This is a genomic window from Kitasatospora sp. NPDC094015 (assembly GCF_040304075.1).
Taxonomy (GTDB): domain Bacteria; phylum Actinomycetota; class Actinomycetes; order Streptomycetales; family Streptomycetaceae; genus Kitasatospora.
Genome location: NZ_JBEOUL010000027.1, coordinates 44,462 through 56,357 on the forward strand (window position 1 = coordinate 44,462; position 11,896 = coordinate 56,357).

Annotated in this window: 10 protein-coding genes and 1 pseudogene; 8 read left to right on the forward strand and 3 right to left on the reverse strand. The window is 73.1% G+C overall.

Annotated elements, in window-relative coordinates:
- Positions 1-57 precede the first annotated feature (57 nt).
- Entirely contained in the window at positions 58-2,136 is a 2,079-nt protein-coding gene (locus ABT014_RS26600; protein WP_350641724.1) for a galactose-binding domain-containing protein, read from the reverse strand.
- Positions 2,137-2,518: 382 nt separating this feature from the next.
- Here ABT014_RS26600 and ABT014_RS26605 point away from each other — a divergent pair, with 382 nt between their 5' ends.
- The 4 genes from ABT014_RS26605 (at position 2,519) to ABT014_RS26620 (ending at position 7,037) form a co-directional block, all read left to right on the forward strand.
- Positions 2,519-3,280, forward strand: a complete 762-nt coding sequence (locus ABT014_RS26605; protein WP_350641725.1) for an SDR family oxidoreductase — start codon at positions 2,519-2,521, stop codon at positions 3,278-3,280.
- A 112-nt stretch (positions 3,281-3,392) separates the two neighbouring features.
- Positions 3,393-4,268 carry a helix-turn-helix transcriptional regulator gene (locus ABT014_RS26610; RefSeq protein WP_350641726.1) on the forward strand — a complete coding sequence of 292 codons (876 nt, stop codon included), beginning with the start codon at positions 3,393-3,395 and terminating at the stop codon, positions 4,266-4,268.
- A 151-nt stretch (positions 4,269-4,419) separates the two neighbouring features.
- A complete protein-coding gene (gene speB / locus ABT014_RS26615) occupies positions 4,420-5,385 on the forward strand; it encodes an agmatinase (RefSeq protein ID WP_350641727.1) in 966 nt (321 codons plus the stop codon).
- Positions 5,382-7,037 (forward strand): thiamine pyrophosphate-binding protein, encoded by a 1,656-nt coding sequence (locus ABT014_RS26620; RefSeq protein ID WP_350641728.1) that lies wholly within the window; start codon positions 5,382-5,384, stop codon positions 7,035-7,037. The genes speB and ABT014_RS26620 overlap by 4 nt, the downstream gene beginning before the upstream one ends.
- Before the next feature lie 430 nt (positions 7,038-7,467).
- On the opposite strand, the gene ABT014_RS26625 is transcribed toward ABT014_RS26620, so the two are convergent.
- Positions 7,468-8,373 (reverse strand): hypothetical protein, encoded by a 906-nt coding sequence (locus ABT014_RS26625; protein WP_350641729.1) that lies wholly within the window; start codon positions 8,371-8,373, stop codon positions 7,468-7,470.
- 320 nt (positions 8,374-8,693) lie between these two features.
- Between ABT014_RS26625 and ABT014_RS26630 the strand changes: the two are divergent.
- A pseudogene (locus ABT014_RS26630) lies at positions 8,694-8,840 on the forward strand (DUF4236 domain-containing protein); the annotation flags it as partial.
- 571 nt (positions 8,841-9,411) lie between these two features.
- A complete protein-coding gene (locus ABT014_RS26635; protein ID WP_350641765.1) occupies positions 9,412-9,705 on the forward strand; it encodes a hypothetical protein in 294 nt (97 codons plus the stop codon).
- Positions 9,706-9,735: 30 nt separating this feature from the next.
- Here the strand turns inward: ABT014_RS26635 and ABT014_RS26640 are convergent, their stop codons facing one another.
- On the reverse strand, positions 9,736-10,281 hold the full coding sequence (locus tag ABT014_RS26640; protein ID WP_350641730.1) for a cupin domain-containing protein: 546 nt from the start codon (positions 10,279-10,281) through the stop codon (positions 9,736-9,738).
- 223 nt (positions 10,282-10,504) lie between these two features.
- Here ABT014_RS26640 and ABT014_RS26645 point away from each other — a divergent pair, with 223 nt between their 5' ends.
- Together ABT014_RS26645 and ABT014_RS26650 are read left to right on the forward strand one after the other, a co-directional pair.
- Positions 10,505-10,927, forward strand: coding sequence for an RrF2 family transcriptional regulator (locus tag ABT014_RS26645; RefSeq protein WP_350641731.1), 423 nt, complete (start codon positions 10,505-10,507; stop codon positions 10,925-10,927).
- On the forward strand, positions 10,924-11,682 hold the full coding sequence (locus ABT014_RS26650) for a hypothetical protein (protein WP_502895103.1): 759 nt from the start codon (positions 10,924-10,926) through the stop codon (positions 11,680-11,682). Before ABT014_RS26645 ends, ABT014_RS26650 begins: the two co-directional genes overlap by 4 nt.
- The last annotated feature ends 214 nt before the right edge of the window (positions 11,683-11,896 follow it).

Consider the following 11,896-nt stretch of genomic DNA (forward strand, 5'->3'; position numbering starts at 1 on the left):
TCGTGGCCCCGCCGTGCGGCGGTCCCCGGCGCGGCTCGCCGGGGACCGCCGGGCCGGTCAGGTGCTGTAGACGCCGACCTCGTGCAGCGAGTAGCCCCAGTCGGTGCCGCGGTGCACCCCGTGGATGCGGATCTGGCGGGCCGGGACGCCGGCGAACTGCGCGGTGTCCAGGCCGCCGTCACCGCTGTCGGTGGACCAGACGGTCTGCCAGGTGGTGCCTTCGGTGGACACCTCGATCCGGTACGCCCGCCCGTAGGCGCGCTCCCAGTCCAGGGTGACCCGCTTGACCACGGTGGTGGCCGGCAGGTCGATCCGCAGCCACTGGTCGTCGCTCCAGTCGCTGGCCCAGCGGGTGCCCCGGTCGCCGTCCACGGCCCGGCCGGGCGCGTAGCTGGTGAACGGGTTCCACTCCGCGGAGCTGGCCGAGACCGAGGAGCCGGCGGCCAGGTTCACCGCGGCCCGGTGGTGCTCGGTGGCGCCCCAGGTGTCCAGGTAGGACTCGGCGCCGTGGAACAGGTCGTCCACCACGCCCTGGCCGCCGACCTGCCGGATGTCCTCGATCCAGTCCGGCACCAGGCCGTAGTGCGCGGCGCCGTCGGTGTTGATGTCCCAGGTGCGCTGCCCGGTGGTCTGGCGGTCGATCAGCGAGCCGCCGTCGGCGCTGCGGAACGGGTAGTGCACCGGGTTGGGGGTGTCCGTCCCGCGCGGGCCGGGCCAGCCGCCGACGCCGTTCATGTCGGTGCCGTAGCCGTACCCGACGTGGTACTTCTCGCGCAGCGCGTCGGTGCGCTTCGCCTCCGCGCTGAAGCCCTCGGCGCCGTTCATGTACTGGGCGACGAAGCCGCCGAGCTTGTACACCCGCTCGATCCAGTCCAGGTCCATCCAGCTGTGCGAGGAGATCACGCCGGGGTAGGACTCGGACTCCAGGATGTCGAAGGCCCGCCCCGCGGCCTTCACGCTCATGTGGTCGACCTCGAGCATCATCTTGCGCTTCACCATGCCGCGCACCGCGTACTCACCGAGGTCGGTGAGCCCGCGGGTGTTGCACTGCGCGCCGGCGGCGTAGCTGGGCACCGTCACGCCGGGCGGCAGGTCCTTCTGCGCGTCGGGTGCGGGCGCCAGGCCGATCGGGTTGTCGTGCTGCGGGCCGGCGCACTGCTCGGTCTGCCAGAACGTGCCGGTGGACAGGAACTGGCCGACGTTGATCGCGGTGCCGAGACCGCCCTCGTCGAACCGCACCCCGCACAGCGCGTTGTCGAACTTGTGGCACAGGAACATGCTCCGCACGCCCAGCCCGTACAGCTCGTCCAGGCCGCGGTCGATGTCCGCCTTGCTGCACTGCGAGATGTCCAGGATCTGCTTGCAGCCGAACGGTTCGGAGGTCTCCACCCCGAGGACGACGGCCAGCTTGCCCTGCTCGACGACCTGGCGGGCCTGCGCGCTGTCGGTGACGATCCGGAACCAGCCCTTGCCCGGCCCGCCGTACATGGTGTCGATGTAGGACTGGAGTTCGTAGGTCTTGCGGGCCTGGAGGCGGATCGAGTCCATCTCGTCACAGCCGCGGTCCTTGAAGAAGTAGACCGAGCAGATCACCCCGTTGGTGACCAGGTCGTTGACCAGCACCCGCTGGCCGCCGCGCCAGGCGCGTTCCACCCAGGCGTAGTAACTCTGCTCGTGGGTCAGCGAGTCGTGCGCCGGCCAGTCCTTGAAGGTGGGCCAGCCGACCGGGTCGTGGCGGCCGTCGCCGCCGTGGGTGATGTAGTCGAAGATCGCGAGCGTGCCGTCCGGGTAGTGCTCGGGGCAGTCCTTGAGCGCGTCCGCGATCCCCTGCTCGGAGAACGGCTTGCCGCAGATCAGTCGTCCGCCGAAGGCCTCGTTGGCCATCAGGTGGGTGTGCGCGTCGACGAACCCGCGGACCTGCCCCTGGGCGTCGGTGCCCTTGAAGGGCTCACCGGTGACGTCGATCTGCGAGTCGGGCACCGGACGGGCCACCGGGTCCCACCAGTTGGTGGCGGTGGTGCCGGAGCCCGCGGCGGGGGCTCCGGGGGCGGGCGCGGCGAGCGCCATGGCCAGCAGGGTGAGGAGTAACGACAGGACCGTGACGAGCCTGCCTCGGCTGTGTGCGAGTTGATTCATGGCCACCACTCAGGGCTTCGCGAGCGGATGACGCGGTCGGGGAGCCCGCCGACGGGCGGCCGGGGGCCGCACGGCAGCACCGGGCACGCGCACGGCCGCGTGGCCCTGCCGCGTCCGGTCGGCTGTCATGTCCGCGTGTTCGGGTGTGACGAGAATCGCCACTGTTGGACTGGCAGTCAATAGTCCGGGACGGATGACCTGCTGGCGCTCCACGCGACCCGACGCAGGGTGGTCCTGGTGGACCCCGGCACGGCAGGGCCCTGGGTCGGCGGCGCGGACCGGCCCAGAGTGGTCCACGGCGGGCCGAGGTGCCGGGGTCGAACCGGGCCGGCGCCCGCCGCAGAACCGGCCGAACGTCCGACCGCCGTCCCTGGAGCACCCCATGAGCTACCCCGCCCTCGCCGCCCGCACCGCCGTCGTCACCGGAGCCGCCAGCGGCATGGGCGCGGCCACCGCCCGCCTGCTGGCCGCGAACGGCGCCCGCGTCGCCGTGCTGGCCCGCCGCACCGACCGGCTGACGGAACTGGCCGCCGAACTCACCGCCGCCGGCGGCACGGCCCTCGCCGTCACCGCCGACATCACCGACCAGGCCTCCGTCGACGCCGCCGCCGAGGCCGTGCACGCCACGTACGGCCCGGTCGACCTGGTGGTCAACAACGCCGGCGTGATGCTCCCCAACCCGCTGGCCGACGGCCGGCTGGACGAGTGGACCCGGATGATCGACACCAACCTCACCGGCGCGCTGCGCGTCCTGCGGGCCTTCACCGGCGACCTCGCCGCGGCCGCCGCCGAAGGCCGGACCGCGGACCTGGTGAACGTCTCCTCCATCGCCTCCCACGTGCTGTTCCCCGACTACGCGGTGTACGGGGCCACCAAGGCCGCGCTCACCCAGCTGTCGGCCGCGCTGCGCACCGAACTCGGCCCGCTGGACGTCCGGGTGAGCACCGTCGAGCCGGGCCTGACCGACACCGAGCTCGGCGGCCACATCGACAACCCGGTGCTGCGCGAGCAGCTCGGCGGGATGTTCGGCGCGATCCCGGCGCTGGCCGCGGAGGATGTCGCGGACCTGATCGGGTACACCGTCAGCCGGCCCCGGCACGTCAACCTGCGGCAGTCGATCGTGCTGCCGACCCGGCAGGCCTGACGCACCGCGGGCCGGTGGCCCCGGCGGCCCGCGGTCGGCGGTCGTCGGCCGGGTGAGCCTGGTCCTGGGAGGGCCAGGCTGCGCGGCGGGGTGGGCGGGCACAATCGGTCCCATGAGTGCAACGACCGACCTGGGCGCGTTCCTGCGGACCCGCCGCTCCCGGCTGAGCCCCGAGGACGTCGCCCTCCCGGACTTCGGCGGGCGGCGGCGGGTCGCCGGCCTGCGCCGTGAGGAACTCGCCCAGCTCGCCGGCGTGAGCGTCGACTACTACACCCGGATGGAGCAGGGCCGGGTCGCCAACCCGTCCTCGGCCGTGATCGGCTCGCTCGCCCGGGCGCTGCGGCTGGACGAGGAGGAGACCCGGCACCTGCACCGGCTCGCCCAGCCGGCGACCCGTCGCCCGCCCTGGGCCCGGCCGGAGCAGCAGGCCGTACGGCCGATGCTGAAGCTGCTGCTGCGCGAACTGCGCGACGTCCCCGCACTGGTGATGGGCCGCCGGATGGACGTGCTGGCCTGGAACGACGCCGCCGTCGCGCTCCTCGGCGACTACGCGGCCCGCCCGGCGGCCGAGCGCAACATCGCCCGGATCACCTTCCTCGACCCGGTCTCCCGGAGCCTGTACGCCGACTGGTCCAGCTGCGCCCGGGAGAACGTGGCGTACCTCCACCTGGAGGCCGGACGGCATCCGGACGATCCGCAACTGGCCCAGCTGGTAGGTGAGTTGTCGCTGAAGAGCGAGGAGTTCCGGCGCTGGTGGGCCGAGCACCCGGTGCAGGACAAGACCGCCGGGGTGAAGCGCTTCCACCACCCGGTGGTCGGCGCGCTGGAGCTGGACTACGAGACGCTGCGGGCCGCCGACGAGTCCGGGCAGGCGCTGATCACCTACGCCGCCGCTCCCGGCACGCCGTCGCACGACGCGCTGCGGATGCTGCTGGCGTGGGCGGCGCCGGCCGCCGGGGTCGGAGCACGGGCGCAGCAGGCCCCGTAGGGCGCGGCGAGGGGCTGAAGCGGGCCCGGTGGCGTACTTCCACCCGCCCGGGCGGCCCGTTAGGTTCGTACCGCGAGCCGGCGCCCGCCACTCGCGAACGGAGACCCGAGCGGGGCCGTCCGGCGCCCGTCCGAGACCACCGAGGACTCGTATGAGCAGCAGCTCCGAACCGCGCGGACCGATCGACTCCTCCCGCGTCCCGCGGTTCGCCGGCCCCGCCACCTTCGCCCGGCTGCCGCGCCTGGACGAGGTGGGCCGCACCGACATCGCCGTGGTCGGCGTACCGTTCGACTCCGGCGTCTCCTACCGCCCCGGCGCCCGGTTCGGCGCCAACGCCGTCCGCGAGGCGAGCCGGCTGCTGCGCCCCTACAACCCTGCGCAGGACGCCGCCCCGTTCGCGCTCGCCCAGGTCGCCGACGCCGGCGACGTCGCGGCCAACCCGTTCGACATCCACCAGGCGGTCGACACCGTCGAGGCGGCCGCCCGCGACCTGCTCGGCACCGGTGCCCGGCTGCTCACTCTCGGCGGCGACCACACCATCGCCCTGCCGCTGCTGCGCGCGGTCGCCGACCGGCACGGTCCGGTCGCCCTGCTCCACTTCGACGCCCATCTCGACACCTGGGACACCTACTTCGGCGCCGAGTACACCCACGGCACGCCGTTCCGCCGCGCCGCCGAGGAGGGCCTGCTCGACACCGCGGCGCTCTCCCACGTCGGCATCCGCGGGCCGCTCTACGGCAAGCAGGACCTCACCGAGGACGAGAAACTCGGCTTCGGCATCGTCACCTCCGCCGACGTGCTGCGGCGCGGTGTGGACGAGGTCGCCCAGCAGCTGCGCGAGCGGATCGGCGGGCGCCCGCTGTACGTGTCGATCGACATCGACGTGCTCGATCCGGCGCACGCGCCCGGCACCGGCACGCCGGAGGCGGGCGGCCTCACCTCCCGCGAGCTGCTGGAGATCCTGCGCGGCCTGGCCGGCTGCCACCTGGTCTCCGCCGACGTGGTGGAGGTCGCGCCGGCCTACGACCACGCGGAGATCACCGCCGTGGCGGCCGCCCACACCGCGTACGAGCTGACCACGCTGATGGCCCGCGGCATCGCCGGGGAGCGCGGGTGAACCGGCAGCCGCGCACCGGTGGCGACCTGGTGGTGGAGTCGCTCGCCGGGCTGGGCGCCGGGACCGTCTTCGGCATCCCCGGCCAGCACGCCCTCGGCATCTTCGACGCGCTGCGGCGCTCGCACCTGCGGTACGTGGGGCTGCGGGTGGAGAACAACGCCGGGTTCGCCGCCGACGGTTACGCCCGGACCACCGGCGGCGTCGCGCCGCTGCTGCTGTCCACCGGGCCCGGCGCGCTGACCGCGCTGCCCGCGCTCCAGGAGGCGGCCTCGGCCTCGGTGCCGGTGCTGGCGGTCTGCTCGCAGATCCCGTCCGCCGGGCTCGGTGGCCGGCGCCGCGGCCACCTGCACGAACTGGCCGACCAGCAGGCCGTGTTCGCGCCCGTGGTGAAGTCGGTGCACCCGGCTCGGACGGCCTCGCAGATCCCCTCCGCGCTCGCCGCCGCCTGGGAGTCCGCGCTGACCCCGCCGCACGGGCCGGTCTGGGTGGAGATCCCGCAGGACGTCCTGCTGGCGCCGACCACCGTCCCTCCGGTCACCGGCCTGCGGGCGGCCCCCCGGACGCCCGCTCCGCGCGCGGAACTCATCGTGGCAGCAGCGGAGTTGCTCGGCTCGGCGGTCGCGCCGGTGATCCTGGCCGGCGGGGGAGTGGTCCGCGCCGGTGCGGCCGGCGAACTGCGGCGGCTGGCCGAACTGCTGGACGCGCCGGTGGCCTGCACCTTCGGCGCCAAGGGTGCCTTCCCGTGGGAGCACCCGCTGTCCCTGCAGTCCTGGCTGGAGGACCGGCACACCACCGAACTCCTCGCCGACGCCGATGTGTTGCTGGTGGTCGGCTCGGGCCTCGGCGAACTCTCCAGCAACTACCACACGCTCCGCCCGCGCGGCCGGGTGATCCAGATCGAGGCGGACCCGGGGAAGCTGGAGTCCAACCATCCCGCGCTCGGCATCCACGCCGATGCCCGGCTCGCACTGGCCGCGCTCGGCGACACGCTCGCCGAGACCCTTGCCGGGGCGGCGCCGGCGGCGGGCCGTACCGGCCGCGGCGCGGCGGTCGCCGCCGAACTGCTGGAGCGGGTCCGCAAGCGGATCGACGCGCAGGGCCTGGACGTCGAGCAGCAGGTGCTGGCGGCGGTGCGGGCGGCGCTGCCGGACGACGCGCCCGCCTACTTCGACATGACCATCCTCGGCTACTGGGCGTGGTCCGCCTGGGACGCCCGCCACCCGGGTGGGATGCACTCCGCCCAGGGCGCCGGCGGACTCGGCTACGCCTTCCCGGCCGCCCTCGGCGCGGCTGCCGCCCGGCCCGGCCATCCGGTCCTCGCGGTCTCCGGCGACGGCGGCGCCATGTACTCGATCGCCGAACTCGCCACCGCCCGCCAGCACGCCCTGGACGTCACCTGGCTGATCGTGGACGACGGCGGCTACGGCATCCTGCGCGAGTACATGACCGACACCTTCGGCACCGCCACCGCCACCGAACTCACCCGCCCGGACTTCGTCCGCCTCGCCGAGTCCTTCGGCGTCCCCGCCACCGCCACCACCCCGCAGACCCTCCGGGCGGACCTCACCACCGCCCTCACCACCCCGGGCCCGAGCGTGGTCGTCCTGCCGGCCCTGCTCCGGATGTTCGCCCCCACCCACCTGGAGCCGTGAACCGTGGCGACGGCGTCAGCACTCTCGGCTATCACGGGGGCGATCGTCGAGCCGCACTGTCGGGTTGCTGCCCGTCGCCTCTGATGGCTTGCCCGGATCGTGCACGGCCCTGGTTGCTCCCGACCGGGTGGTCGGACCCGGCTGCGGGAAGGTTCGCCGTCCGCCGCCGGCCTCGGGTCCGCCGCTCGGCCCGCGCAGTGGACCGACGGCGGAGGTGGTCGAGCAGCGCCAGCCACCACGAGAGCCGGTCGTGCGAATCGCCGGGAAGCAGGATCCGGGCCAGGCGAAGGGTGAAGCCCAGTACCAACACGACGAGGATGAGCGGGAATCGCGCCCAGCCTGGAAGCTGCTCGAACAAGGATTGGGGAACTGTGAACACCGGTTTGTGCTCCTCCTCGGAATCCGACAGGCCGTGCCGATCACCGATCGGCTAGGTCCGCCAGTCGCGGAGTTCGAGCACCGCATCGCCGAGTGTCACCTCGTAGGTGCTCCTGTGCGCATGGAGTTCCGCCCCGGGAATCCCGATGACCGGGTGGGTCAGCGCGATGCCGAGGTCCTGGGGATACGGGAAGCCGGACCATCGAAGTTCCCAGGAGTTGCCATCCCCCCAGAGGCGTCGCTGGTTGCCCCGCACCAGCCCATTCGGATCCGTGCGTCGTGAGCCGCCCCGGCGCAGCGGATCGGCTGACCAGTCGGTGGCCCACTCCCGACCGGGATCCACCAGCGTGAAGCGGGTGACGAGCCCGGCGAGCAGGACTTCCGCCTCCGGCGTCATCGGTGGGATGGAGTCCAGCTTGCGGCGCTCTGCAGAAGTGAGCTCCTCGCCCACCATCAAGGATTCCCGCCACCGAGTCCGGTCGACGACATTCCTGTCCGTGCGACCGCTCGCCCTAGATGTGACGACCAACCGTGCTCCGGTGGGCTCGTGACGCATCACGTAGGTCCGGCCGGCGTCCTCGTTGCAGCCCTCGAGCCGAAGGCCCGGCAGCCGCTCCCTGTTACTATCGGGTAGCAGCCACTGCGTCACGTTGTCGGGTGCCCGTTCGGCGATCACCACCAGCTCGCGCCAACGGGGCGACATGACAGGGTCGTAGGCGCTCAGTACTGAGTAGCCCCATTGCGCCTGAGGTGCAGCCGGAAGACCCTCGTTGAAGAGGCCCAGCGCGAAGAGCGCACGGAACGCCCGCTGTCCCGGTAGGCACGAGTCGAGCCCGGGATCGTTCTTGCGACCGAGGCCGGCGAGTGCCGCTTCGAAGGACTCGTTCGTGTAGGCCTTGCGCGTGTGTGCCGCTCGCTCGCGCTGCGAGGAGCGGTTCCTTGCCAGATTGTTGGACATGTCGAACCCTCAAGTGCACCCCGGTCACACTCAGGCTCGCGAATCACTGTCGAACGCTGGTATGGCGCAGCTGGGGAGAAGGTGCGACCCGCACCCGTGAGTCGCACGCTGCGGTACCGGGCCCGCCGCGCCGAATGACTCCCGCTCCTCCACCGAACGGCGGAGCCAGCCTAGCGCAACGCGCAGCAACTGCAAGCTGATTGAGGTCTCATCATCCCCCTACAGTCTCGGCAGTCGGAGCTTCTGACATGTGGTGCCGGAGCGGGAAACAATTGGATAAACGGGGCGCCGGGATCTGCTTCAACTGTCAACGTTCTGGCATGGGTGTCTACCTCCGCACCAGCCTCAGCGCCGGGCCCTTCCGCTTCAATCTCTCCAAGTCCGGGATCGGGGTGTCCGTGGGCGTCCCAGGCTTCCGGGCCGGCGCGGGTCCGCGGAGCAACTACGTCCGGGTCGGCACCCGGGGCCTGAACTACCGGGCCACGGTCGACCGTCGGCGGGCAGGGCCGCTCACGTCGGGAGTCACGCTGCCGGGCCGGACCGCGGCGCCGCCGGCCGGCCACGCTACGCTTCCGGGCAGTGCAGCCGTGTTCGAGACAGCGGCGGCGGTCGAGGAGCTCCAGAGATCACACCCCGGCTCGTTCGTCGAGCAGCTGAGGGCTGCGGCGCAGCGGCGCTCGCTATGGCCGTGGGCCGCGGTCGTTGCCCTTCTCGTGTCGGTACCGCTCTCCATGATTCCCGTCCTGATCCTCGGGCCGCTGGTGTATTGGGTCTACCTTCACGACCGCGTGGCCCAACGGGTGGTGGTGTTCTACGATTTCGAGAGTCACGCGGGAGATCGGTTCGCTCGGTTGGTCGACGCGGCCGATGCAGTGAGTCGATCGGACGCCAACTGGATCCTGGTTGGTTCGGAGCCGGTGGTGACCACGTACCAGTACAAGGTGAGCAGCGGAGCCTCGGCTGTCGTGAGCCGGAGACCTGTCGCTCCACCTGCTCCCCGATCGCGTTCTCGTGGAATACGGCCGGAGCATCGCGGACGTGCCCTACAGCGAGTTGCAGGCCGTGATGCGCGAGATCGTTTTCCACGAGGGCGGTACCGTACCCCGCGACAGCCAGCAGGTCGGCACCACTTGGCAGTACGTGAACGTGAACGGCGGACCGGACCGGCGGTTCAAGGAGAACCCGCAGATCCCCGTCATGCTCTACGGGCGCATCAACTTCACCACGTCGAGCGGGCTGGACCTGCACTGGGACTGCTCGCGACCTTCCTCCGCGCGGCTGCTCGCCGCGGCGATCGCTTCCTACGTAGTGCCGCCGGCCGTAGCGGACTGAGGGAGTGTGCTCGGGCCGACGGCGAGAGCCTCAGGCGTCCGCGGAACGGGTGTACAGGCTCGGGAGGTTGACCACGACGGCTTCCTGGGTGGAGCGGGCGATCACCACCACGGCCTCCTCGGTGGGGTCGGGGTTCTCCTCGCGGTGGGGGACGAAGGGCGGGACGAAGATGTAGTCGCCGGGGCCGGTGCGCAGGCGGACCTCGACCGGCTCACCGGAGGAGTCGTCGACGAAGACGAACTCGGGGTGGCCGCTGACCACGTGGATCGCGGTCTCGGACTCGCCGTGGTGGTGGTCGGAGGAGGCGGTCGCCGGGGCCACGTGGGTCTGGCCCATCCAGAGCCGTTCCGAGCCGACCCGGCGGCCGCTGATCGCGGCGAACCGCCGCATGCCGCCGGTCTGCGCGGTGTCGCCGTCGAGCTCGCCGGCGCGGATGTGGTGCAGCCGGGCCCGCAGCGGGGCGGGGGCGGGGGCGGGGTCGCCGGGCAGGTGCGGGTGGAAGCCGTCACCGGCCTCGGCGCAGCTCGCCGGGCTCCCGGCGGCGGCCGGAGCGGTGGGGCGGGGGGCGCTGGACATGGGGACTCCCGGGAGTGGGCGCGAGGGCGCGGAGCGGCGGTGGAGCGCGCGGAGCGCGGACGTCACCGGGCCGGGCGCCGGAGCGGCGCAGCGGCGGGCCGCGGACAGGACGCTAGGCGCGCGACGGAAAGGATGTCAAGAGGTGTCCTTTCCGGTGCGGGCGCCAACGGGCCGCTCCGGGGCGGAGCTTGAACACCGCCGCGGCCGGTGGATACTCGGGGACATGCATATTTCCGCGAAGGCGGACTACGCCGCCCGCGCGCTCGTCGAACTGGCCTGTGACACCGGCCGCCCGCTCACCTGCGAGGCCATCGCCTCCTCCCAGGGGATCCCGTTCCGGTTCCTGAAATCGGTGGTCGGCGACCTGCGCCGGGCCGGCCTGGTGCGCAGCCAGCGCGGTTGCGAGGGCGGCTACTGGCTCGGCCGCCCCGCCGCCGAGATCACCCTGCTCGACGTGGTCCGGGCGGTGGACGGCGAGGTCATCACGCTGCGCGGCGAGCCGCTCGGCGCGCTGGCCTACCCGGGCCCGGCGGACGCGCTGCCGGAGGTCTGGCGGGCGGTCGAGGAGCGGGCCCGGGAGATCCTGGCGGGCACCACGGTCGAGGGCCTGCTGCCCGCCCGGCAGGCCGTGGCGGCCCCGGCGTGAGCGCCGGCCCTGACCTCGGTGCCCGCCCCGGCCTCGAAGTGGTCGAGTACACCGACCCGTTCTGTCCCTGGGCCTGGGGTTCGGAGCCCCGGTTGCGGGTGCTGCGCGGGCTGCTGGCGGGCCGGGCCGAGCACCGCCGGGTGTTCGGGATCCTGTTCGACGAGGACGAGGATCCGGCGCCCGATCCGGCGGCCGAGACGGCCTGGTACGCCGGTTACCTGGCGCAGGTCGCGGGCCACACCGGCGCTCCGCGGGCGGCGGTGCTCGGCTGGGTGGCGGCGACCAGCTGGCCGGCCTCGCTGGCCGCCGCGGCGGCCGAGCGGCAGGGCCCGGTGGCCGCCGAGCGGGTGCTGCAACGGCTGCGGGAGACCGTGTTCGTGCTGGGCCGGCCCGCCGACACGCCGGCCCGGGTGCGGGTCGCGCTGGACGGCGTACCGGGCCTGGACCTGGACCGGCTGATGGCCGAGGCGGGCGGCGCCGAGGCGTACGAACGGGTGCGCCGGGACCACGCGGAGACCCGCCGGCCGGTGCCCGAGGTGGTCGGGCTGCGGGCCGGCGGTCCGCACCCGGGCGCGGCCAAGGAGACCGAGGACGGCCACCGTTACGCGCTGCCGACGGTGCTGTTCCGCGGCCCGGCCGGGCACCGGGCGGTGCCGGGGTGGCGCCCGCTCGCGGCGTACCTCGCGGCCGCCGAGGAGGTCTGTCCGGGGGCGCTGCCCGCCGCGCGGGAGGCCGGGCGGCAGCCGTCGCCGTAGCCGGCCGGCGCCGCCCGCCGGACCCGCACGAGCAGCAAGGACGGTTCGGGGACGGCGGATTGGGGTTCGTGCACGGCGACGTACCGACGGATGAGACACCTTTTGGTGTCCATTGACAGCCGAGCACCGAAGTCGCCAGGATGAGCGCATGTTCTCCACGCACCCCAACGTGGTGTGCCGCTACGTGGACCTCCGGCGCACCAGCAGCGACCTC